Below are 23151 nucleotides of genomic sequence, written 5' to 3' on the forward strand. Positions count from 1 at the left end.
AAGGCGACCGCGGCCAGCCTGTGGATAACTTGGCTCAATTCGGCTCTTTTTGGTTGTGAAGGCCGCGAATTGGGGAAGTTATCCACAGATTTAGCGCTGGGAGCGCGGCGGCTCGGCGGCGTTGAAGCGCTCGGTGCGCAGGCGGTCGACCGCGGGAATGTCCAGCGGATCGTGATCCGCGAGCGAGACGCCCATGGCTTGGGCGAGGAGCAGATCCGCGAGCTGCGGGTTGCGGGCAAGCGCCGGGCCGTGCATATAGGTGGCGATGACGCTGCCCTGCACGGCGCCTTCGTAGGTGCGCTGGCTGGAGCCGTCGGCGAGATCCGCGGTGGCGGCTTGGTCGGCGTTGCCGTTTCCGCGGGTGAGGGTTCCCAGCGGTTGGGCGGATGGGCCGAGGATGGTCGCGCCTAAGTGGTTTTCGAAGCCGGTGAGCGGCTCGGTGAGGTCTGCGGTCACGCCGGCGCCGGTAGGGGTGGAGGATACCTCGCCGATGGCGCGGTCTTGCATGCCGGCGGTGGTGGCATCGATAAGCCCGACGCCATCGATAACCCGGCCGGAAGCGCGGAAGGATTCGCCGAGGACCTGCAAGCCGGCGCAAATGGCCAAGATGGGGCGGCCAGCGGTGGCGGCGCGGGTCAGCCCGCCATCGGCAATGAGGTGTTCTGCGGCAAGAATCTGTGCGGTGTCTTCGCCGCCGCCGATAGTATAAATATCCAGCGTTTCGGGCACCGGCTCGCCCAGCCGGATGGGGTGGATCTCGGCGTCGAGGCCGCGCATGCGGGCGCGCTGGCGCAGCACGAGGGCGTTGCCGTCATCGCCGTAGGTGCCGAGGACATCGGGAAGCACTAGGCCGATATTAAGCATTATTAGCCTCCTTGGACAGGGCCTTTTTCAGATCGCGGAAGGCGGTGTAATTGGCAAGGACCTCGATGCGGCCCTCGGGGCAGGCGGCGAGCGCATCCATGGGGTCCGGGATGAGCTCGTGGGTGATATCCGCGTAGACGAGGCGGACGGCAAGGTCGGTGCCGCGCTCGCCGGCGGCCTTGACGCTGAGCCCGTTAAAGCCCTCGAATTTCACGTCCCAGAGCCAGGACATGTCGATGCCATCGGCAACCTGCCCGTTGGTGGCGATGACCAACCCATCGGCGCTGCGGTCCACCATGGACAGGGCCTCTTGCCAGCCGGCGGGGTTCTTGGCCAACAGCAGGCGAATCTCGCGGCCCTTCCAGTGGATGGTGGAATACCGGCCGGCGACGTCATCGATGCTTTCCGCCGCGGCAATAGCGCGGTCCAAGTCCACGCCGAAGCCCTCGACGGCCGCGGCGATGGCCTGTGCCGCGTTACCGCGATTGGCGCGGCCCGGCAGCGCGAGGTTGAGCGGGCGCTTCGCGGTGGGGGTGATAACGCCATGCTTGTCGATGCCCCACGTCGGCTGCGGGCGGCGGAACTCGCGGCCATCGGCAAGCGGCTTGACCGCGTACCAGTCATCCTCGGTGCGCACGACGTGGCCGCCGGTGCGCGGGCAGGTGACGGAATCGCCGAGCCAGCCGGCGCCGGCGGAGACCCAAATGACGTTCTTGGCGTCATAGGCCACCGAGGTCATGAGCACGTCATCGCAATTGGCGATGACCAGCATGTCCGGGTGGGCCTCCACGGCGCCGCGGAGGGCGCGCTCGATCTTGTTGATCTCGCCGACGCGGTCGAGCTGATCGCGGGTGAGGTTGAGCAGGACGAGCGCCTGCGGGTTGAGGTTATCGGCAACGTGCGGCACGTGCAGCTCGTCGACCTCGAGGACCAGGTGCGAGGCGTCCTTGCCCGCCATGAGCGCGGAGATGATGCCGGCGTCCATGTTATCGCCGCCGTCGTTGGTGGCGACGCGGTGCTCGGCGCGGACCGCGGCGGCGAGCATGCGGGTGGTGGTGGACTTGCCGTTGGTGCCGGTGACCAGCACGGCTGGGCGCCCGCCGCCGAGGTTGGTCATGATGGAGGGATCAATGGCATTGGCGATAAGGCCGCCGATCATTCCGCCGGCGCCCCGGCCGGTGGCGCGGGAAGCGGTGGTGGCCAGCTTCGCGGCGGATGTCGCGGCGGTGGTGCGCAACTTCTTAAAGGCACCCGGGACTGAAAAACTCATGCCCTCTAGGGTAGCCGGGGAAGTGGCCTAGGCGTTGTTCTTGGGCGCCGAGCCGCCAGAATTTCGCCGGCCCCGGCCGCGCCCGCCGCGCCTGCGCCGCCGTTTCTGGCTCTTGCTCTGGTTATTTCCGCCGCTCTTTTGCGGGGGCTGGCGCCGCGCCGGCGGCTGGGCGGTAGTGGGGTCTTCGATGCGGGTGAGGGCATCGAGAAACGCGGCATCAGACATCAGCGGGATGCCCTTGCGCTGGGCGTGCATGGCCTTGCCCACGAGATCCGTGGTGACGTTGCACACGACAAGCGATGCCTCGCGGGTGAGCTTTTCCGAATAGTTCAGCTCCTCGCGCATGAGGGCGGAGATGATGGTATCCGGGTCCTCCAGGATTTCGGGGGCCACGACGATTTCCATGCCGCGGCGCAGTTCCTTGCCGGGCTCGTACTTGCCGGGGTTGTGGTGCTGCACGGGAGCTTCGGCGGCATCGACGCGCACGTGCGAGCGCTGTAGGCCAAAGCGGTCGGCGCGGACCTCGTCCGGGGCATAGCTGCGCACCGGGCCGCGCTGCTGGTGCTGGTAGAGCTGGATGAGCAGCTCCGTCTCCTCGCGCGAGGTCTCCTGCTCCGGGCGGCGGGCGCGTTCCACTGTTGCCTTTGGATCGGCATCCAGGCCATTCTGCTTAGCGACGCCCCTCAGCCGCACATCATTCGACCGCACCCCCTGCGCATACGAGGTGGCCAAGGTATCGATGATGCGCACGGGCGCGGGCATGTGGCCCACCTTCTGGCGGCGCCGCTTGCCCTTATTGCGCCCGCGGTTGCGCGCGCGGTTTTGGCGGGCGGCGGTCATCATCGCGCGGCGGGCCTCGGCGACGATAAAGCCCCAGGTATAGGGGATATCGTGGACGACGAGGGTGCGGCCATCGATAAGCTTATCCAGCGACTTGAGGACTCTGCTAAAGGCCGGTGCCTGCTCGATATCCGCGACGGTCAGCCCGTGGAGGTGGTGCGGGCCGGCGTCGATATCCGGCTTGAGCACGGCGTGGAAGCGCTGGCCAATATCGCCGGCATTATCAAAGGCCACCGCATCGATGGTGACGATGCGCCCGGTCGAGGGGTGGATGCCCGTGGTCTGCAGCGTGAGGGCCACGTAGGGGTGCTTGGTGACGGTCTCGGTTTTGTCCGGCTGCTTTTGCGGCGCGCTGTCCGCGCTGGATGCGGAGGCCTCGGATGCTGTGGGGCTTGGAGCGGCCGAAGCAGCTGTATCGGCCGGGGTTTTCGGCTTCGCCGGCCCGCCGGAGGGGCGGACGGCGCGGCGCGGCCGAGACCGGCGCGGGCCCGGCTGCGCGGGGTCGGCGTCAGGATTGGCGGAGTCGGCTGCGGAGTGAGGGGACGCCTGGGCGTGGGTCCTAGCCGCATGCTGGGACGCCATAGTCGCCGGCGAGGGAGCCTGCGGCGACCGTGGGGAGGGGCCAGGTGTGTTATTCATCAACCTTAGTCTAGTATCCCGGAATTCCTGTGGCGGGACAGGGCGCGCCGTGCCTTTTCGGTGCCTAATCCGGTTTAGTGGAAACTAAACCGCGACGATGAGTACGGTCACCAGCGCCACGACGGCGACCACGGCTATGGCCGTGACCCACCACCCAGTGTGGCGCGTGGGTTCCGGGGTAGCCGTTACGGCGCGAAAGCTGCTGGTTTCGAAGGTCTCGGTCGCCGCCTGCGTGGTCGGGGTGGCAACGGCCACGGAATCCTCGTTGGAAGCGGGCCGCGGATCGCCGGCGTAGATACTCAGCACGCGATCGTTGCCGCGCGGGGCATGGTAGGCGTGGGCGAGGATGGGGGCATCGGCAAGCGGGGGCAGCGAGGGGCCCGGGGATAGGGTGGTGAGGAATGTGGGGCCGAAGAAGACATCGACGGCGTCGGTAGAAGGCACCAGGTTGACCAGCACGTGCATCCGGGCTTGGGCAGGGATATCGAGATCCGCGGGGAGATCGGTGATATCGATGGGCGGGGCGTAGCCCAGCATCGTATAGGGCCCGCCGGGCGGATTATTCGCCGGCAGGCAGAGCCCGGGGCGGGGAAGCAGGAGGGTGACGTGGCCATCGGCATGCGGCTGGGCCGTGGCGGCCGGGGTGAGACCGGCGCGGAAAAGCAGGTCGATCTCAGGGTATTCCGCGCGGTCCGCGGCGCTGATGGTGCCGATCTGGCCCTGTGCTTCCACGCTTAAACCGCCCTCCTGGCTGGGAGCCAGGGTGACGGTAAATTCCTCCGTGCCCTTCACCGATGCGCCGTGAATGGGCAAGGTCTGCACCGCGCCGAGGCCGCGGTGGGGGATGAGGTAGGTAGAAGAAGGCATAGTCGATCTTCTACCATGCCCGGCCGCGCCCGCGTTATGCCAACGCGCGGTTTACTGCGGAGGTAATCGCGTTGATGGAGGCGCGGGTCGTGGAAGCGGCGATGCCCGCGCCCCAGACCTTGTTCTGGTTGACGTCGGCGGCAATGTAGCAGGCGGCCTCGGCATCATCGCCGGCCGAGCGCGATTGCTGGGAGTAGTCGATGACATCGAAATCGATGCCCAAGGACTCCAGCGCATTGGCGTAGGCGGCGATGGGACCATTGCCGGTGCCGGTGACCTCGGATTCCTTGCCGTTGTAGGTCACGGTGGCGGTGACGGTGGCATCGGTATCTTCGGCGGAAATATTGTCGATTTCGAACGATTCCAGCTGCAGCGGGGTGGTGCGGTCCAGGAATTCGGTGGCGAAGATGTCCCACATATTCTTGGAATTGACCTCGCCGCCTTCGGTATCGGTGATTTCCTGCACGACGGTGGAGAATTCTGCCTGCATGGCGCGGGGCATATTGATGCCGTGGTCGGTCTTCATGATGTAGGCAACGCCGCCCTTGCCGGACTGGGAATTGACGCGGATAACGGCCTGGTAATCGCGGCCCACGTCCTTCGGGTCGATGGGCAGGTAAGGCACCTCCCAGATGGCATCGCGCAGCTCTTCCCAGCTGACGTCGGTGGAATTGGCCTCTGGGCGCACCGTTGCAGCCAGCGCGTCCAAGCCCTTATTAATCGCGTCCTGGTGCGAGCCGGAGAACGCGGTAAAGACCAGTTCGCCGCCGTAGGGGTGGCGCTCCGGAACGCGCAGCTGGTTGCAGTACTCCACGGTTTCGCGGATCTTGGGCAGATCGGTGAAGTCGATCTGGGGGTCAACGCCCTGGGTGAGCATGTTCAGACCCAAGGTCACTAGGTCCACGTTGCCGGTGCGCTCGCCATTGCCAAACAGGCAGCCCTCGATGCGGTCGGCGCCGGCCATATAGCCCAGCTCGGCTGCGGCAACGCCCTCGCCGCGGTCATTGTGGGGGTGCAGCGAAATCAAGATGGAATCGCGCCGGGCCAGGTTGCGGTCCATCCACTCGATGGAATCGGCGTAGACATTCGGCGAAATCATCTCCACCGTGGACGGCAGGTTGATGATCATCGGGTTCTCGGGGCTGGGATCCATGATGGCGACCACGTCATCGCAGACCTCGCGGGCGAAATCCAGCTCGGTGCCGGTGAAGGACTCGGGGGAGTATTCCCAGCGCCAGTTGGTATCGGGGTAGTCGGCGGCAATGGATTTGATGAGCTCGGCGGCATCGGTAGCCAGCTTCTTGATGGCCGGTTTGTCCTTGCGGAAGACCACGCGGCGCTGCAGCTTCGAGGTGGAGTTATAAAAGTGCACGATGACGTTTTTTGCGCCGGCGCAGGCCTCGAAGGTGCGGCGGATCAGGTGCTCGCGGGCCTGGACGAGGACCTGGATGGTGACGTCTTCTGGAATCTTATCACCCTCGATGATTTCGCGGACGAAGTTGAAGTCCGTCTGGGAGGCGGAAGGGAAGCCCACCTCGATTTCCTTGTAGCCCATCTGCACCAGCAGGTCGAACATGCGGTGCTTGCGCTCGGGGCTCATGGGGTCGATCAGCGCCTGGTTGCCATCGCGCAGGTCTACGGCGCACCACTGCGGGGCGTGGGTGATCTTCTTGCCCGGCCAGGTGCGGTCCGGCAGGTCGATGTCCTCGACCTCTACTGCGAAGGGCTGGTAGCGGTCGAAGGGCATGGAGGAGCCGCGCTGTTTATTCCAAGCGGGCTGTCCCTCGCGGGGAGGGCCTGCAGGGGTGGTGATTTCGCGGGGTGCGCTAATGAAGGAATCGTTGGGAGACATGGGGTGCGGTGTCCTTAATATGTTTGGTGTCGGGAAGTGCGACGGCCAGCTGGGCTAAGGATTGCCAGACTCCGCGACGGGGCGCTGGCCGTAGGTTCAGGCCGAAATCCCGCCGCGGCAGATAAGGAGTAGGTCGTTCCGCAATGTCATACCGGTCACACTACAGAGGATCTCACGGTGTGGCAACATATTTCATTCAGCGGGACACCCGGGCGCGTGGCGTACCATGCTGATGTGCCTACTGTTCCTACCACCCGCCGCCCCGCAGCCGCGCCCGCGCTGCGCTGCTGGTTGTATGCTGCACTGGTGGCGGTTGCGGGAACGGCGATTCGCCTCAGCGTGCTCGCGGCGCTGGCCGCGGCGCAGGGCGATTCCCTCTGGGGGCTGCTGAATAAATGGGACGCCCACTACTATGTCGACATCGCCCGCGCGGGCTATGGCGGGGAAACCGCCCTCGCGTTCTTTCCCGGCTTCCCACTGGCGGTGCGGGCGGTCAGTAACCTGCTGGGCGCGGATATTGCGGGCACGGCAATGGTCCTCAACCTCTTTTTCACCATCGTCTTGGCGGCGGGCGTTATGGCGCTGGCTAGGCAGATGGGGCTGGGCACGCGCGGCCAGGTGCTCGGCGCGACGGTGGTCACCAGCGCGCCTATGAGCATCGTTTTTGTCATGCCCTATACGGAGGCGCTCTTCGGCGCGCTCGCGATCTGGGCCGTGGTGATGTTGCATGATAAGCGCTGGATCGCGGCTGGGGTGCTCATTTTCCTTGCCTCCTTCGTCCGCCTCACCGCGGTGGATCTCATCGTGGTCTTCGCGCTCATGGTGCTCTTCAAGGCGCGGCGCACCTGGTGGGCCTGGCTGAGCGTGGCGGTATCGGCGCTGCCCTTAGCCGGCTATATCTGGTGGGCCAATCGCCATTTATCCGGCGCCGGCGGGTACTTCGGCCTGCAGGAAAAGCACTGGAATTCCGGTTTCGACGGCGGCCGGGCGACGGTGTCCTGGGTGGCGGAGACGCTGTCTAGCGCCACGAATGGTGGGTATCTGCTCAGCGCCGCAGTCATCATCGCCGCCCCCATCTGCCTGCTGCTGGCCTGGGGGCGCCTGCCGCTTCCTGCCTGGCTGTTTGCCGCGGTGCTGATGGCCAATGTGCTGCTTTCCGATGGCATCATGCACTCCCGCCCCCGCCTCTTACTGCCCGCAGCGGTGGTCTTGCTGCCGTGGGTGGGCAAGAAGGGGGCATCGGCAAGCGTGAGTGCCTGGGTGCTCTTCGGGGCCTGGTTTTCGGCCTATATGCTGACCGTATTCGAGTGGGCCATCTAACTGCGCTGGCTGACAGGATTGCGCGACAAAATGATGGTCGCGGCGATCATGACGCCGAGCGCGGCCATCATGACGAGCCAGCCGGCGGTGGAATCGATGAGGAATTTTTCGCCCAAGACCATATAGCCCAAGCCGAAGGCGACGATGGGCTCGAAGATGGTCATGGCCGGCAACGACTGCGCCAGCGGGCCGGCGTTGAAGGAGTACTGCTGCACCACGGTGCCGGTCAGGGCGAGGCCGATGAGGCCGTAGAACTGCCAGCTGCCCACCAGGACGCTCAGGCCCTCGTGGGTGAAGATATCGACCACGGCCTTCGATAGCAGGGCGACGAAGCCATAGATGACGCCGCAGGCGGTGCCCAGGGCGAGCGGGCGCTGCTCGCGGAATTTATGGCCGGCCACGCCCAACGCGACCAGGGTGGCCAGGCCCAATAGTAGCGCGGGCCACCACTGGCTCCATTCGGGCCGGGGATTGCCGGCGACGGGGCGGCCGTAGACCACCATCACGCCGACCGCAATCGTGAGTGCAATGGACCAGAACGTTTCGTGCACGGGCATGGGGCGCTTGGCGTACCAGGCCGAAAGCGGCAGGGTAAACATGAGCGAGAGCACCAAAATGGGCTGGACCACCAGCAAGGTACCAAAGCCCAGGGCGACGACTTGGAGGCCGTAGGCGAGTATGGCCGCGCCGGTGCCGACCCACCACAGTGGGTTGGTCATGGCGGAGCGCATGACTGAATCGTCTGCTTCAAGGGCAATGCGGTGGCGAACCACCGTGCCCCAAGCAACCGTAAGCGCGGAGGCGAGCGCGAAGAATACGGCCAGGAAGTTGCTTAACACCCGCTCAACGCTAGTAAAAAAGTCCCGGAGATGCATTTTGCTTAGCGATGCCGCCCCCGCCCCGCCGCCTCGTGCGCACGGGGGTGGGTGTGAATAAAATAAAAGTATTGTTTCGGAATTATGATGAGGTGTAGCGCCTTGCGGGGTAGCATAGGAATTTGACTAGTGTCCGACAGGTATTTCTGTGGCGTGCCTGCGCTCAGGAGTGCCTTTTAAAACGAAAGGTGGCAACCACACCGTGGCCCTGATCGTTCAAAAATACGGCGGCTCCTCCCTCGAATCCGCAGATCGCATCCGCGCGGTAGCGGAGCGGATTGTGGCCACTAAAAAGCAGGGCAATGATGTCGTCGTGGTGTGCTCCGCAATGGGGGATACCACCGATGAGCTTCTCGACCTTGCAGCGCAAGTCAATCCCGTTCCCCCGCAGCGCGAAATGGATATGCTCCTTACCGCCGGCGAGCGCATCTCCAATGCGCTAGTGGCCATGGCGGTGGAGTCCCTGGGCGCGAAGGCCCAATCCTTTACCGGCTCCCAGGCGGGCGTGCTCACCACCGAGCGCCACGGCAATGCGCGCATCGTTGACGTAACCCCCGGCCGCCTGACCGAGGCCCTAGAGGATGGACAGATCTGCATCGTCGCCGGATTCCAGGGCGTGAATAAGGACTCGCGCGATGTGACCACCCTGGGTCGCGGCGGGTCCGATACCACCGCGGTCGCCCTGGCTGCGGCGCTGAAGGCGGATGTGTGCGAGATTTACTCCGATGTCGATGGCGTCTATACCGCCGATCCGCGCATCGTTCCGGATGCGCAAAAGCTAGAAAAGCTCTCTTTTGAAGAGATGCTGGAAATGGCCGCCGTAGGGTCCAAGATTCTGGTCCTGCGCAGCGTGGAATACGCCCGCGCTTTCAATGTTCCGTTGCGAGTTCGCTCGTCTTATTCAAATGACCCCGGCACGTTGGTGACCGGCTCGATGGAGGATATCCCCGTGGAAGAAGCAGTACTTACTGGTGTAGCAACTGATAAATCCGAGGCGAAGGTAACCGTGCTGGGCATCCCAGATCGCCCGGGCGAGGCCGCGAAGCTATTCCGCGTCATCGCCGATGCGGAGATCAATATTGACATGGTGCTGCAAAACGTCTCCTCCTTGGAGGACGGCACCACCGACATCACCTTCACCTGCCCGCGCGCCGATGGCCCCCGCGCGATGGAGCTATTGAGCAAGCTGCAGTCTGAGGGCGGCTGGTCCAATGTGCTTTACGATGACCAGGTGGGCAAGGTCTCCCTCGTCGGCGCCGGCATGAAGTCCCACCCCGGCGTGACGGCGGACTTTACCGAGGCCCTGCGCGATGTGGGAGTGAACATGGAGCTTATTTCCACCTCCGAAATCCGCATCTCCATGCTGACGCGCGAGGCAGACCTAGAGAAGGCGGCGCGCGCCCTGCACGATAAATTCCAGCTCGGCGGCGAGGAAGAAGCCACCGTCTATGCTGGAACCGGACGCTAAATCAGAGCACTACAGAGCAATAAAAAAGGAAGACAATGACTACCGTTGCAGTCGTCGGCGCTACCGGCCAGGTCGGCCGTGTGATGCGCTCCATTTTGGAAGAACGCAATTTCCCGGCGGATAAGGTGCGCTTTTTCGCCTCCGCCCGCTCCGCCGGAACCGAGCTGGAATTCCGCGGCGAGCAGATCGAAGTAGAGGACTTGGCCGAGGTCACCGAAGAATCCGTGGCCGATGTCGATATCGCGGTATTTTCCGCGGGCGGGTCCACCTCTGAGAAGTGGGCCCCGGTCTTTGCCGCCGCGGGCGCTACCGTGGTGGATAATTCTTCGGCCTACCGCAAGGACCCGGAGGTCCCGCTCGTGGTATCGGAGGTAAACCCCGAGGAGGCGAAGAACCCGCCGAAGGGCATCATCGCCAACCCGAACTGCACTACCATGGCCGCCATGCCGGTGCTCAAGGTCCTGCACGATGCCGCCGGGCTTAACAAGCTGCACGTATCGTCCTACCAGGCGGTATCCGGATCCGGCCTGGCGGGCGTACAGACGCTGGCCGCGCAGGTTTACAGCGTGGGTGATCACAACGTGGATCTGGTCCACGATGGTTCTGCGCTCGATGATGAGGACCTGGGTCCCTTCGTTGCGCCCATCGCCTATAACGCACTGCCCTTTGCCGGCAACCTCGTCGATGATGGCAGCAATGAGACCAACGAAGAGCAGAAGCTGCGCAATGAATCCCGCAAGATTCTCGGCATGTCGGACCTCAAGGTCGCCGGCACCTGCGTGCGCATTCCCGTCTTCACCGGCCACACCCTGACCATCCACGCGGAGTTCGACAAGCCCATCACCCCCGAGCAGGCCACCGAGCTTCTAAGCGATGCCCCAGGCGTGACGCTTGCCGATGTCCCCACCCCCCTCGCCGCCGCCGGCAAGGACGATTCCTTGGTCGGGCGCATCCGCCAGGACCAGACGGTAGATGACAATAAGGGCCTCGTGCTCGTCGTCTCCGGCGATAACCTGCGCAAGGGCGCTGCGCTTAATACCATTCAGATCGCAGAACTGTTGGTATAGCCGCAAAGCTTTGCCCGGCGCATAAAAATTCGGCTCCTCCTTCCTGTAATGGGAAGCGAGGAGCCGAATTGCGTTTAGTGGCGCTTAAACCTTAGTCTTCGTCTTTCTTGCCAAAGTCCAAGTCACTATCAACGGAAGGTACTTCCGGCTTCGTGTGCTGGACGTAGGTGACGGAAGGCGCGGGCTCTGAACGGTCGTAGTCGAGTTCATCGTCCTCTTCGAGCTCCTCGTGGATATCCTCGGCGAGGTGATCGATGAATTCTTGCGTGTGCATATTAGAGGCCGCGGCTAGCATGCGCAGCTCGCGCTCGTTCTTCTTGGTAAAGCGCTCGCGCGGGTCCAGCTTGCGGGCGACGAGATCGTGGGCGCGCATGCGGCGATCGGATTCATCGGCAAGCATGCCGCGGTTTTTAATGCGGTTATAAACCATCACGACAATCATCAGCAGGCCGAGGTAACCCAGGATGGGGTAGACGTTGCTGACCAGGGACTGGAAGCCGATGAAGGACAGGATGAAGCCGATGATGCAGGATGCTGCATAGACGGGGTAGAAGCGCTGTGGATTATTGCGGGTCAGGCGCTTGCCCAGGGCGTAGAACATACCGATGGCCGTGTTAAAGACCATGCCGTAGATGACGAAGGTCATCAAGATGCCGAGAACTGGGTGGATGCCGGTAATCAGCTTCAACACCGGCATGTCCTCGCCGTTGACGTCCTTGGCCTCGAAGAAGAGGGCGAAGACGAGCAGGGCAAGCAAGATGAGGTAAAGGAAACCACCGATGAGGCCGCCGATGCCCACGGCGCGGTTATCCAGGAAGTTACCGCCGATGACGATGGACATGGACACGGCCGTCATGACGTTCAGGCCGGTGTAGTTCAGGGCAGAAAGCCACCAGTTAGGCAGCGAGGTATTGACGTTATCGATGGCCCAGGTATTCAGGGACGCAAAGTCAACATCGGCCGTGAGGATGGTATAGCCGGTGGCCAGCACCACGAAGAAGATGATGAATGGGGTGATGGTACCGATGACGCGGGTAACGCGGTCCACATCCATAAGGCCCACCAGCAGCACGAGGATCAGCATGACGGTGCCGCCGACCCACACGGGGATGCTGGGGAATTGCTGGTTGATATTGGAGCCACCACCGGCGAACATGACGAAACCGATGGAAAACAGCGTAATAAGCGTGGACCAGTCCAAGATCTTGGCGGTGATTGGCGAAGCGATCTTGTTATAAACAGCGGTGTGTTCCACCGCTTGGAAATAGGAGCCCAGCTGCAGGATGGACACGCCGGTGACCATCATGAGGGCGGCGGCGAGGGCGATGCCCCACAGGCCCCATTCACCGAAAGCTACGAAGTACTGCATGGCTTCTTGGCCCGAAGCAAAGCCTGCGCCCACAACGATGCCAATAAACGCCATGGAGATTCCGATTGCGCGTTTAATCATGAGGGGAGAAACTCTCTTACTCACACTCGCCGGGCCCGGCTTTGGGAACGCGCGGGCCCGGATCGACGGTCGATTTATCACGTGTGTGTATCTAATAGAATCACATTTCACCCGTGACTTCACAGCTGAAATCGTGTCACTTTAGTATTTTTCTACCCCGCCCTCAGGCCGCATGCGCCCGCTGCACTGCCCTAAGTACCTGCACTTTGATAAGTATTGCGGCGAAAGTATGTGTCCAAGCGCTCGAACATTCGGGGGTATTAATTTGCGCCCTCGATGAGGTCCTTGCGGGCGCGCGCCACGCGGGAGCGGATGGTGCCAACGCGCACACCGGCGATCTTGGCCGCTTCCTCATAGGTATAGCCCAGTACCTGGGTGAGGATAAGGGCTTCGCGGCGGTCGGCGGGCAGGGCATCGATAAGCGCACGGGCATCGATCCAATCGCTCCAGGAACCGGAGTTTTCCGCGGCGGAGCCCATGGCGTCCTCGTATTGCGTGGCGGATTTGCGGGGTCGGGCCATGTCGTGGCGGATATTATCCACCCAGACGCGCCGGGCCAGCGAGAGCAACCACGTGCGTGCAGAAGAGCGGGCGGCAAAGCGCGGCAAGGCGCCGATGACGCGCAGGTAGGTCTCTTGGGTGAGATCGTCGGCGATTTCGGGGCCGCCCAGGTGGGCGAGCAGGCGCCAGACATCATCCTGGGTGGCCTTGATGAACTCCGTAAGCGCTGCTCGGTCGCCGCGCCCAGCCCGGAGGGCGAGCTCGGTGACGCGGGCGTCGTCTGCTGCGGAGTGGTGTGTCACCTGAATGAATCTACCAGTAGCTCCTGCATTTCTTATCCAAGGTTGCGGTGGCCGGGGCATCGGCAAGCGGCATATGTGCGGAAAAGGTAGCGCAGTGCCGTTATACGTAGTAAGCTATGGGTTGTCCGTGATTGATAATTGACCCCAAATTATCGACTGATTGCCAGGAGGCAAAGACTTACCATGACTGATTCCACCGCTGATGACATCCTGAACAAGGGACAACGTCCCGCAGGTAAGGGCAATACTACCCGCCCGTCCGGCCAGCCCGTGCCTTCCGAGAACACGTCCGTGACCGCCGGTCCCCAGGGTCCGGTCGCGCTCAACGATACTCATCTCATTGAAAAGCTCGCCCACTTCAACCGTGAGCGCGTGCCCGAGCGTACCCCGCACGCCAAGGGTCACGGTGCTTACGGTGAGCTGCACATCACCGAAGACGTGTCCGCCTACACCAAGGCCAAGGTCTTTCAGAAGGGCACCGTCACCCCGATGATGGGCCGCTTTTCCACCGTCGCCGGCGAGCAGGGATCCCCGGATACCTGGCGCGACGTGCACGGCTTTGCCCTGCGCTTCTACACCGAAGACGGCAACTTCGACATCGTGGGCAATAACACCCCGGTATTCTTCCTGCGCGATGGCATGAAGTTTCCAGACTTCATCCACTCCCAAAAGCGCCTGGGCTCCAACGGCCTGCGCGATGCCGATATGCAGTGGGATTTCTGGACCCGCAACCCTGAATCCGCCCACCAGGTGACCTACCTGATGGGTGACCGCGGCACCCCGAAGACCACCCGTCACCAAAACGGCTACGGTTCCCACACCTTCCAGTGGGTCAACGAAGATGGCGAGGCCTTCTGGGTGAAGTACCACTTCATCTCCCGCCAGGGCGTAGAGAACTTCACCGATGAAGAGGCCACCGTGGAAGCCGGTAAGAACCCGGATAGCCACCGCGCGGACCTCTACAATGCCATCGAAGAGGGCAACTACCCCATCTGGGACGTCAAGGTGCAGATCATGCCGCTTGCGGAGGCAGAGGACTACCGCTTCAACCCCTTCGATCTGACCAAGGTCTGGTCCAAGAAGGACTACCCGCTGCACGATGTGGGCTATTTTGAGCTCAACCGCAACCCGCGCAACTTCTTCGCCCAGATCGAGCAGGTTGCGCTGGATCCCTCCAATATTGTGCCGGGCGTTGGCCTGTCCCCGGATAAGATGCTGCAGGCTCGCGTCTTTGCCTATGCTGACCAGCAGCGCTACCGCATCGGGCCGAACTACAAGCAGCTGCCGGTCAACCAGCCGCGCAATGCGGAGAAGGTCAATACCTACGAGCACGAGGGTCCCATGCAGTATTTCTACAATGCTCCAGAGGATCCGGTGTACTCGCCCAACCGCCATGCGAAGGGCGCGGGTGTGCTTGACGATGCCTCCGTCAACAACCGCGAGGACCTCGAGACCACCACCGCGGCGGACCTCTACGTGAACCCAGACCCCCACGGTCAGGACTTGGTCCGCGCGCCATACGTGCGCCACGCGGAAGACGATGACTTCGTCCAAGCACGCGACCTGTACGAAAACGTCTATGACGATGCCGCCAAGGAGCGCTTGGTCACCAATATCACCAACGCGATGGCCGGCGTGTCCGAAGAAACCGAAGAGCGCGTGTACCAGTACTGGACCAACGTCCACCCGGACTTGGGTCAGCGCGTGCGCGAGGTCTTCGCTGAAAAGAAGTAGCCCACTACTGCGGTGTACTGCTTCTTAGAGGCGTAAAGCAAAGCCGCCTTCGACCATCCCTGCGTCCTCACCCCACAGTGAGCTGCTGTGAGTTGGGTGGAGTAATTGGTCGAAGGCGGCTTGTGCGTTAGGCGGGATTAATCGCAGCGGCGCATATTGTCTGCAACAAAGCTCGGCGCGCCCTGATTGATCCATTTGTCTACGTCATAGCACGGTGCGGTCAAACCACTATTTGTTTCACCGATGGGTTCAATAGTTGTCCATGCGCCATCGCTAAAACGTGCCCAAGCGGTCCAATCTGTACTGTCTTTGCCAAAATGAGCCCATTCCCCGTCGCAATCCGACACCACAATTTTGCCCATATCGGGCTCTAGAGACGAGAAGGTACTTGGGGAACAATCACCTTTGGCCTGCGTGGTAGTGGTAGTGACTGTTGTCTCCTGTGGTGCAGGTGGCTGTGCAGTAGTTTCTACCGTTTCTACCGGGGAGGTTGTGGGCGAGTCCGTCGTAGTCGCCGTTTGCTCCGTGGAACTTGTAGTGCTGGAGCTGGAGCTGGATTGCGCCACGGCATCAGAAAACTGGGGCTCACTGGAATCGCCAGAGTTATCGGCATCATCGGTGCAGGAGACCAATGCCATGCACAGCGGAAACGCGGCTACGCACGCCAAGGCGCGGGAGTGAGAGAGTTTTAGAGGATTAGACATGTCTTAATAGTAGATTCTCTTTGTAATGCGTGGGGATCGGCGCGCCTGCAGAAAGGGAATGACCTGCAGCGATAGGTTACTAGCATGACCAAACGCCTTGCCTCGACCGCGCCCACCGCGTCCGCGAGTTCCTCGCGGTGGCGCACACTCTTACTGCTCGTATTGCTCGCCGTACCGCTTATCGTTGGTACCGCAGTGGCGGCCTGGTCGCAGTGGGAACCGGCGCATGCGTGGTCGAGCGCCGCGCAGCCTTATGGCGCGCCGCAGGCGAATTCGACCTCGCCAGAGCTTAAGGAAGCCGCCGAGGCCGCCAGCCACGCCCAAGCGCAGGCTAGCATCCTGAAATCTGGCGCGGATCGGTTAAACAAGGGCACCAGTGAGCTGGATAAGGGTGCTGGGGAATTAGGCGAGGGCGTCGAAAAGCTCGCCGGTGGTTCGCAAGAGCTGGTGTCGGGGCTTAACCAGTTGCAGTCAGGGACCAATACCCTCGGCGGTGGGGCGACGGAACTGGCCAATACCGTCGGAGGGGCCGTTGACCAGGTCGTGGGCCTGGGAGCCGTCCAAGGCCAAATCCTAGAAGCCATCGACGGTACGGTGCGCGACCTGAAAGGAAATGATTCCAAGGAAGCGAAACAAGTTCGTTCCCAGCTGGGGGATTTGCGCAAGCAGGTGGAAAACTTCCGCCTCGATGAATCCCTGACTGGGGAGCTGAAGAAGCTGAAGGATGGCTCGCGCGATCTCTCCAATCAGCTGGCGGTAAGCGGTTATGCCTACCACGATGGCATCAACCAGGCCGTGGCAGGTGCGCAACAGCTCAACCAGTCCATAGCGGAGCTCAATAGCCGTGTGGATGAGGCTCTCGATGGGGTGGGCCAGCTTGACGATGGCGCCGGCAAGCTCACCGGCATGGCGGAACAAAACCAATCGAACCTGGGCGCGGTGCAGCGCGCCCTGCCTCCCGCGCACGTGGCCGCGGAGGAAGATGCGCGCCAGCTGAGCCCGGTCATCGCCATGCTCATTTCCGCGCTCGTCCTGCTGGCTGGATCCGCGGCCGGAGTGGCGTGGAAATTGGGATTCCGCCCGTGGCTGATGGTTCTCGGCGGATCGCTGGCAGCGGTGGCTATCGGGGAGATCCTGCTCTTCGTCTTGTCCATCGGCCTTACCCCCATCGCCGCGGTGGCCGCCGGAGGGGCGCTGTTCTTGGGTGCCCTGTCCTCCGCTCTTATCGTGCGTGGCCTGCTCGAACTGTGTGGCATGACCGTAGGATCCATCCTCGCCGCGATCTTTGGCATTGGGCAGACCGCATTGGTGGGGTGGCTGTGGAAATCCGCGGCCATCGCCGGGGTGGACAAGGTGTGGCAGGTAGTAGCTAACCTTTTGCCGCTCAACTGGACAACGGCGGCTGTCACCGTGGCGGGCAACGATGGTGAGGCAGTGGTGCTGTGGACCGGCCTTGCCGTATTGGGCGCTATCACTCTTGTAGGTCTGAGTGCAGTGAAATGGATCGTGCCTGCCAGGAAGAACCCAAAAACAGGCGCTAAAGTATGAAATTGTGTACTTAAATAGGCAAAAGCTTGTATGAAGCTGGCAATATTTGCCATCGCTATGGTTGGAATGCGAGGAGTGTTATTCTTGCTAGTGCTCACACCGTCTACTTAGGGGGTAGGCGAACGGCTTGCGCCGTTGTGAGTGATAGGGAATAGGGGCGACGCGGTGCTGTAGGGGCGCCGCGTCGTTTCCCGTTTTGCCCAAAGCTATTTATCCAGGTCGGCCCAGGGGGATATGTGCGGCTCACGGCAGGAATGTGCGCTACCACACAGCAGTGTTTAACATTAGCTATACGTCCATTGGCTAATGGCGTGCGCCAGGCGGGCGCCAGTGACTTTTGAAGGAGCGCAATGCAGACCTCCCTGGGGCTGACCCTGATGGGACTGGCCATCATCTTTGTGACGGTGGGCATCCTCATCCGCGGCCGCGTTAATCCCATCATCCCCATGACCCTGGTGCCTGTCATCGGCGCTGTGATAACCGGTTTCGGCGTAGAAGATATCGCGGATTTCTTTGGTGAAGGCTTAAGTTCTGTCATCAACGTCGTGGTGATGTTCATCTTCGCCATCATTTTCTTCGGCATTTTGCAGGATGTGGGGCTTTTTACCCCGGTGATCCGCAGCCTCATCAAGGCGACCCGCGGCAATGTCATGGCCGTGACCATAGGCACGGCCGCCATCGGCATCGTGGCACACCTCGATGGATCGGGTTCCACGACCTTCCTTATTACGATTCCCGCATTGCTGCCGCTGTACCGGGCGCTGCACATGTCGCGCTATGTCCTAATTACCATCGTGGCCCTAGCCGCTTCGGTGATGAATATGGTCCCGTGGGGCGGGCCACTGGGGCGTGCCGGTGCGGTGGTTGAGCAAGACCCGAACGATATTTGGCTGCACTTATTGCCCATTCAGGGTGTGGCAGTGGTCCTCATCTTTGCTACTGCCACCCTGTTGGGCTGGCGCGAAAACCGCCGCTTGGCCAAGCTACAGGAAAGCGGCGAGATTAAGGGCACCATCTCTGTGGACGTGAATTCGTTGGCGGATGATTTTTCCGCCAAGCAGGCCGAGGAACAGCAGAAACTCGGGTTTAGGTACCGGAAATCCCGGTGGGTTACCATCGCGAATATCGTCATCGCTTTGGCTGTGCTCGCCGCCCTGCTTTCGGGCCTGCTGCCGCCGGCGCCCGCGTTCCTCATTGCTACCACCATTGCCTTGGTGGTGAACTTCGACGGCGCGATGGAGCAGGGCGATGCCTTGCGGCGTCACGCCCCCAACGCCTTGTCCATGGCCGGAGTGATCATCGCGGCCGCGATGTTTTTGGGCGTGCTCAATGAGACCAAGATGCTAGAAGAAATCGCGCTGAGCCTGGTGAATGTTCTCCCAGAAGGAGTGGCACCGTATTTGCACCTCATCGTGGGATTCTTTGGGGTTCCGCTAGACCTGTTGACCTCCACGGATGCGTATTACTTCTCGGTACTGCCCATCGTGCAGGGCACGGTGGAGTCCTTCGGCGTCAGCGGGATGGGCGCTGCGAGCGCCCTCATTATTGGCAACGTGGTGGGAACCTTCGTCTCCCCATTTTCGCCGGCGCTGTGGCTGGCGCTGGGACTGGCGGACGGTCAGATGGGCAAGTACTTGAAGATAGCCTTCCCCGTCGCATGGGTATTTTCCATCATCCTCGTCGCCATCGCATTCTTTACCGGAATGCTGGCCTAAGTCGCGGGCCCTGGAATCCAAGGGCCCTGCAGACATGGAAAAAGCCCGCAGTTTCCTGCGGGCTATTGTCGGGATAACAGGATTTGAACCTGCGACCTCTTCGTCCCGAACGAAGCGCGCTACCAACCTGCGCCATATCCCGGTCTACTGCTTAAAAGCAGTACTGAGATACTTTAACGCATGGTGAATGAGATCGACAAAACGGCAGGTCTAGTCCGCCTCAGTGATGCTCAGCAGGGTGGCCGAGGGGCGGCAGAATAAACGCACTGGGGCGAATTTGGACGTGCCCAAGCCATTGGAGACGTGCATCTTCATAGGGCCGAAATCATGCAGGCCCTGTGCGCGCGGGCGATCGATGCCGCAGTTGGTCACGATGGCGCGCGACCCAGGTAGGCAAATTTGCCCACCGTGGGTATGACCGGAAAGGGAAAGCTGGTAGCCATCGGCGGCGAATTTTTCGAGCACTCGCGGCTCGGGGGCGTGGAGCAGGGCGAGCGATAGATCGGCATCCTCGTGGGGCGGGCCGGCGATTTCGGAATAATCATCCAAGTCGTGGTGCGGATCGTCCACACCGGCCACGGCGAGGCGGACATTGCCCACCTTGAACTCGTGGCGGGCTTGGTTGCCGTCGTACCAGCCGTGCTCCACGAAGGCCGCGCGCATGCCGCGCCAAGGCAGGTCAACGTAGGAGGGTTCGCGCTTTTTGCCCAGCAGGTACTTAAAGGGGTTGACCGGGCGCGGCGCCCAATAATCATTGGTGCCAAACACGAACACGCCGGGTCGGGCGAGCAGCGGGCCGAGCGCGCGCAGGGTATCGGGCACGGCCTGCTTATCGGAGAGGTTATCGCCAGTATTGACCACGAGGTCTGGCTCCAGTGCATCGAGGGCGGAGACCCAATCGATCTTGGTCTGTTGCCCCGGGATCATGTGCAGGTCAGAAATGTGCAGCAGGCGGAACTCTTCTTCGCCGCGCAGGGTGCCCTTGGGAAGGAGCGGAAGAGTATATTCCTTGAGCTCGAATTTCGTGAGCTCGCTAAAGCCCCAAGCAGCAACACTTAGGCCTGCGGCGACGCCGCCAAGAATCCGTTGAAGTTTCACAGCTTCTACACTACCTGCCTTAAATGGACGTATATTGAAAGGCATGAGCGAGCTAAAAGATACTATCCGAGCAGATCTGAAAACGTCGATGAAGGCCAAGGAAAAGCAGCGCACCAGCGCCATTCGCGCGCTGCTCGCGGCAATCCAGGCCGAGGAAACCACTGGCTCCCGCCATGAGCTGGAGGATGAAGACATCCTCAAGGTCATCGCGCGCGAGATTAAAAAGCGCCGCGAGTCTGCGGAGGTCTATGAAGAAAATGGCCGCCCGGAATTGGCAGAGGCTGAGCTTGTCGATGTCCCCTTCTTCGAGGCCTACCAGCCGCGCCAGCTCGATGATGCGGAGCTTAAGGCATTGGTAGAAGAAGCAATTGCTGAGGTAGAAAAGGAAAACGGTGAAGCACCCACCATGAAGCAGATGGGTGCGGTCATGAAAGTGGCCAATGCAAAAGCCGCCGGCCAGGCCGACGGCAAGCGCCTTTCCGCAGAGGTAAAAGGCCAGCTTAACTAATCTTTAGCGGCCGAGGAGATTGCGGATATCGTTGCGGAAGTTATCGATATCTTCTTGGCGGATTCCAAAGTCCTCTGGGCTGAGGTTTAATCCGCCGCCGTTATTTCCTCCCCAGTTGCTCACACCGGTAGTGTTCGCGCTGCCGGTGTTATTTTGTGCGCCGGTCGTATTCGCACTGCCCACGCCGCTGGAGGGGGATTGGGTGGCAGAGGTGCCATCGGAAAGCTGCAGGGTAATCTCGGCGCCGTCCTTCTTGCCATCCTTCCCGGTAATCGCGCGGACCACTCGGCCGTAGGGGACATCCCCGCCGACGACGCGGGAGGTTTTTACCACATAGCCCTTGGCTTCAAGGGTGCTGCGGGCCTGTGACTCGTTTTTGCCGCGCAAGCTATCGAGCAACTTATCCCCGGTGGTGCCGTCATCGTATTTCTTATTGTAATTGGGCAGACCGCTCTGAGTAGCCTGCGGTAGCTGCGATGCCATGGTGAAAAATGTCTGCGCGGGCTCTAAGCCACCAAAGAGGTTGCCAGCACCGGTGCACTGGCGCACGGGGGAGGTACACAGAGGCTGGGTATCGGTGCCGTCGTTATAAATATAAGGAGCGGCGGCGAGCCCGTCGTTGAATCCCAAAAATGCCGAGGACTGGTTGGACTCGGTGGTACCGGTCTTGGCGGCGATGGGGGAGCTAAAGCCAGCGGCCTGGGCGGCATCCTTAGCGGTGCCCTGCTTGGCATCTTCAGATAGCGCATTGGCCAGGGCGTGGGCCACATCCTGGTCTACCGCCTGCTCACACGGGGTCTCCTTGAGGTAGACCTCATTGCCGTCCTTATCCAGGACCTTGTCAATGGGGTTGGGCTCGCACCACCGGCCATTGGAGGCAATCGTTGCGCCGACATTGGATAGCTCCAGCGGATTTACCGGGTTGGGGCCCAAGGTAAAGGAACCGGAATTGGCGTCCTTCGTGCGCTGCGCGATGGAGGTGTCCTTATCAAAGGTGCCCTTTTCGTCATAGGAGCGCAGGCCAAGGCGCACCGCCATATCTACGATGGGTGCCACGCCAACCTGCTCGGTGAGCTTGATAAATGGCGTATTGGGCGAGTGGGCCAAGGCCTCTTGCAGCGTCATCGTGGCCTTATAATTGCCCGCGTTTTCCACACAGTAGCGGTTGGCGGGGCAGTTATCGGCGCCGCCGTGGCCAAGGCCTTCGGCCTCGTAGCGGGTGGGCACATCCACCGTATTCTTAATGCCGTAGCCAGATTCGAGGGCGGCCGCGGCGGTAAAGGCCTTAAAAACCGAGCCCGCGCCATTGCCCACCAAGGAGTTGGTCTGCGGCAGCAGGGTTTCATTATTGTCCTGGTCCAGCCCGTACGCACGGGACGAGACCATGGCCAGGACCTTGCGGTCCGACGTGCCCGGTTCGATAACGTCCATCACCTCAGCGACGCCCTGGGCATCCGGGTTGGTACGCGACTGCACCGCAGATAGCGCCGTATCCTGCACCTGCGGGTCCAGCGTGGTCTTTACGGTATATCCACCGTGGGCGAGCTGGTCTTGGTCTATGCCCTTTTCCTCGAGGTACTGCAGCACATAATCGCAGAAAAAACCGCGATCATCTGCGCCGATGCAGCCATTGGCCAGGGTATTGGGCTGCTTGCCGACGCCCAATTCTTCCCCCTTATACTCATCCGCATCCGCCTGCTCCAGATAGCCGTTATCCACCATGGATTGGAGCACGACGTTGCGGCGGTCAAGCACCTCTTCCTCATTGGTATAAGGGTTGAGGCGCTCTGAAGACTGCACCATACCCGCCAGCATCGCCGCCTGCGGCACCGTGAGGTCCGCGGCGTGGCTATCAAAGTAGGTCCGCGCGGCGGCTTCCACACCGTAGGCATGGTTACCAAAGGAGACCAGATTGAGGTAATTGGTGAGGATTTCCTGCTTATCCAACTCCTCATTCATCTGCGTTGCCATGCGCATTTCGCGCAGCTTGCGGGTGGCGGACTGCTCTGTCGCAGCAGCCCGTTCTTCATCGTTTTGTGCGGAGACGAGCAGGAGGTAGTTCTTGACGTATTGCTGGTCAATGGTGGATGCGCCCTGAGATACCCCGCCGGAGGTCAGGTTGGTCCACAGAGCGCGGAAATTGCCTTGGAGATCAACGCCGCCGTGCTCGTAAAAGCGCTCGTCTTCAATGGAGACGATGGCGTTTTTCATCGCATCCGAAATCTCGTCACCATCTACGGGGTGGCGGCGTTGGCTATAGACATAGGCCATATCTTTGCCCGAGGCATCCTGCACCGTGGTAACACCAGGGATATTGCCCGCTGTTAGGTCTTGCAGGTCTGATTGCATGGTCTGGTTGGTGCGGGCGATCGCCACGCCGGAAATGCCCGCAAAGGGGGCGAGCGCGAGCGCGATGAGCGCGGCTACCAAGACCGTGGACAGGGCTATCTTGGACAAAGATTTGAAGACAGTCACGCCCAATACCCTACGTGGTCTGCCTAGCAATGGGGAAGGTGACCTGCACCCCCT

18 protein-coding genes and 1 tRNA gene are annotated in these 23151 nt (G+C 61.6%); 8 read left to right on the forward strand and 11 right to left on the reverse strand.

Annotated features, from left to right (window positions below; translation table 11 throughout):
* Positions 1-90: 90 nt before the first annotated feature.
* The 5 genes from ACLI1O_RS01050 to leuA form a co-directional block, all read right to left on the reverse strand.
* Positions 91-864: a type 1 glutamine amidotransferase gene (locus tag ACLI1O_RS01050; RefSeq protein WP_284849740.1), complete on the reverse strand. Its 774-nt coding sequence runs from the start codon at positions 862-864 to the stop codon at positions 91-93.
* Positions 857-2134 carry a Mur ligase family protein gene (locus ACLI1O_RS01055; RefSeq protein WP_239268967.1) on the reverse strand — a complete coding sequence of 426 codons (1278 nt, stop codon included), beginning with the start codon at positions 2132-2134 and terminating at the stop codon, positions 857-859. Before ACLI1O_RS01055 ends, ACLI1O_RS01050 begins: the two co-directional genes overlap by 8 nt.
* A 27-nt stretch (positions 2135-2161) precedes the next feature.
* On the reverse strand, positions 2162-3274 hold the full coding sequence (locus tag ACLI1O_RS01060; RefSeq protein WP_370657788.1) for an exonuclease domain-containing protein: 1113 nt from the start codon (positions 3272-3274) through the stop codon (positions 2162-2164).
* Between the two features lie 423 nt (positions 3275-3697).
* Positions 3698-4480, reverse strand: coding sequence for a hypothetical protein (locus ACLI1O_RS01065; protein WP_239268963.1), 783 nt, complete (start codon positions 4478-4480; stop codon positions 3698-3700).
* A gap of 34 nt (positions 4481-4514) precedes the next feature.
* Entirely contained in the window at positions 4515-6332 is a 1818-nt protein-coding gene (gene leuA, locus ACLI1O_RS01070; protein WP_005276465.1) for a 2-isopropylmalate synthase, read from the reverse strand.
* 234 nt (positions 6333-6566) lie between these two features.
* Between leuA and ACLI1O_RS01075 the strand changes: the two genes are divergently transcribed.
* A complete protein-coding gene (locus tag ACLI1O_RS01075) occupies positions 6567-7652 on the forward strand; it encodes a mannosyltransferase family protein (protein WP_411706903.1) in 1086 nt (361 codons plus the stop codon).
* Here ACLI1O_RS01075 and ACLI1O_RS01080 read toward each other — a convergent pair.
* Positions 7649-8491, reverse strand: coding sequence for a DMT family transporter (locus ACLI1O_RS01080; protein WP_239268959.1), 843 nt, complete (start codon positions 8489-8491; stop codon positions 7649-7651). The two genes, ACLI1O_RS01075 and ACLI1O_RS01080, sit on opposite strands and share 4 nt — an antisense overlap.
* 238 nt (positions 8492-8729) lie before the next feature.
* Here ACLI1O_RS01080 and ACLI1O_RS01085 point away from each other — a divergent pair, with 238 nt between their 5' ends.
* A complete protein-coding gene (locus ACLI1O_RS01085; RefSeq protein ID WP_023016575.1) occupies positions 8730-9995 on the forward strand; it encodes an aspartate kinase in 1266 nt (421 codons plus the stop codon).
* Between the two features lie 35 nt (positions 9996-10030).
* A complete protein-coding gene (locus tag ACLI1O_RS01090) occupies positions 10031-11062 on the forward strand; it encodes an aspartate-semialdehyde dehydrogenase (protein WP_239268957.1) in 1032 nt (343 codons plus the stop codon).
* A gap of 91 nt (positions 11063-11153) precedes the next feature.
* Here the strand turns inward: ACLI1O_RS01090 and ACLI1O_RS01095 are convergent, their stop codons facing one another.
* Together ACLI1O_RS01095 and ACLI1O_RS01100 are read right to left on the reverse strand one after the other, a co-directional pair.
* Entirely contained in the window at positions 11154-12512 is a 1359-nt protein-coding gene (locus ACLI1O_RS01095) for a hypothetical protein (protein WP_349819869.1), read from the reverse strand.
* 260 nt (positions 12513-12772) lie between these two features.
* Complete coding sequence (locus ACLI1O_RS01100) at positions 12773-13315, reverse strand: RNA polymerase sigma factor (protein ID WP_023025019.1); 543 nt, start codon at positions 13313-13315, stop codon at positions 12773-12775.
* A 183-nt stretch (positions 13316-13498) separates the two neighbouring features.
* Here ACLI1O_RS01100 and ACLI1O_RS01105 point away from each other — a divergent pair, with 183 nt between their 5' ends.
* From ACLI1O_RS01105 to ACLI1O_RS01120, 4 genes are all read left to right on the forward strand, one after another.
* Complete coding sequence (locus ACLI1O_RS01105) at positions 13499-15049, forward strand: catalase (protein ID WP_284849738.1); 1551 nt, start codon at positions 13499-13501, stop codon at positions 15047-15049.
* Positions 15050-15475: 426 nt separating this feature from the next.
* Positions 15476-15730 carry a hypothetical protein gene (locus ACLI1O_RS01110; protein WP_239268952.1) on the forward strand — a complete coding sequence of 85 codons (255 nt, stop codon included), beginning with the start codon at positions 15476-15478 and terminating at the stop codon, positions 15728-15730.
* A gap of 107 nt (positions 15731-15837) precedes the next feature.
* The gene (locus ACLI1O_RS01115; protein ID WP_239268950.1) at positions 15838-17301 is read left to right on the forward strand and encodes a hypothetical protein; all 1464 of its coding nucleotides are present in this window, start codon (positions 15838-15840) and stop codon (positions 17299-17301) included.
* 350 nt (positions 17302-17651) lie between these two features.
* Positions 17652-19016, forward strand: a complete 1365-nt coding sequence (locus tag ACLI1O_RS01120; RefSeq protein WP_239268948.1) for a CitMHS family transporter — start codon at positions 17652-17654, stop codon at positions 19014-19016.
* Between the two features lie 68 nt (positions 19017-19084).
* Here ACLI1O_RS01120 and ACLI1O_RS01125 read toward each other — a convergent pair.
* Together ACLI1O_RS01125 and ACLI1O_RS01130 are read right to left on the reverse strand one after the other, a co-directional pair.
* Positions 19085-19158: transfer RNA gene (locus tag ACLI1O_RS01125), tRNA-Pro, on the reverse strand.
* A 68-nt stretch (positions 19159-19226) separates the two neighbouring features.
* Positions 19227-20114: a metallophosphoesterase gene (locus ACLI1O_RS01130; RefSeq protein WP_239268946.1), complete on the reverse strand. Its 888-nt coding sequence runs from the start codon at positions 20112-20114 to the stop codon at positions 19227-19229.
* A gap of 43 nt (positions 20115-20157) precedes the next feature.
* On the opposite strand from ACLI1O_RS01130, the gene ACLI1O_RS01135 reads away from it, so the two are divergent.
* Positions 20158-20622 (forward strand): GatB/YqeY domain-containing protein, encoded by a 465-nt coding sequence (locus tag ACLI1O_RS01135; protein ID WP_005276488.1) that lies wholly within the window; start codon positions 20158-20160, stop codon positions 20620-20622.
* Between the two features lie 3 nt (positions 20623-20625).
* Here the strand turns inward: ACLI1O_RS01135 and ACLI1O_RS01140 are convergent, their stop codons facing one another.
* On the reverse strand, positions 20626-23097 hold the full coding sequence (locus ACLI1O_RS01140; protein ID WP_239275261.1) for a transglycosylase domain-containing protein: 2472 nt from the start codon (positions 23095-23097) through the stop codon (positions 20626-20628).
* Between the last annotated feature and the right edge of the window lie 54 nt (positions 23098-23151).

The organism is Corynebacterium sp. LaCa78, assembly GCF_046717505.1.
In the GTDB taxonomy this organism is placed as follows: Bacteria; Actinomycetota; Actinomycetes; order Mycobacteriales; family Mycobacteriaceae; genus Corynebacterium.

Bases quoted from the DNA above. Each gene is read 5' to 3' on its own strand.
- ACLI1O_RS01050 (WP_284849740.1), bottom strand. From the start codon at position 864: ATGCTTAATATCGGCCTAGTGCTTCCCGATGTCCTCGGCACCTACGGC.
- ACLI1O_RS01055 (WP_239268967.1), bottom strand. From the start codon at position 2,134: ATGAGTTTTTCAGTCCCGGGTGCCTTTAAGAAGTTGCGCACCACCGCC.
- ACLI1O_RS01065 (WP_239268963.1), bottom strand. From the start codon at position 4,480: ATGCCTTCTTCTACCTACCTCATCCCCCACCGCGGCCTCGGCGCGGTG.
- leuA (WP_005276465.1), bottom strand. From the start codon at position 6,332: ATGTCTCCCAACGATTCCTTCATTAGCGCACCCCGCGAAATCACCACC.
- ACLI1O_RS01090 (WP_239268957.1), top strand. From the start codon at position 10,031: ATGACTACCGTTGCAGTCGTCGGCGCTACCGGCCAGGTCGGCCGTGTG.
- ACLI1O_RS01095 (WP_349819869.1), bottom strand. From the start codon at position 12,512: ATGATTAAACGCGCAATCGGAATCTCCATGGCGTTTATTGGCATCGTT.
- ACLI1O_RS01105 (WP_284849738.1), top strand. From the start codon at position 13,499: ATGACTGATTCCACCGCTGATGACATCCTGAACAAGGGACAACGTCCC.
- ACLI1O_RS01115 (WP_239268950.1), top strand. From the start codon at position 15,838: ATGACCAAACGCCTTGCCTCGACCGCGCCCACCGCGTCCGCGAGTTCC.
- ACLI1O_RS01120 (WP_239268948.1), top strand. From the start codon at position 17,652: ATGCAGACCTCCCTGGGGCTGACCCTGATGGGACTGGCCATCATCTTT.
- ACLI1O_RS01135 (WP_005276488.1), top strand. From the start codon at position 20,158: ATGAGCGAGCTAAAAGATACTATCCGAGCAGATCTGAAAACGTCGATG.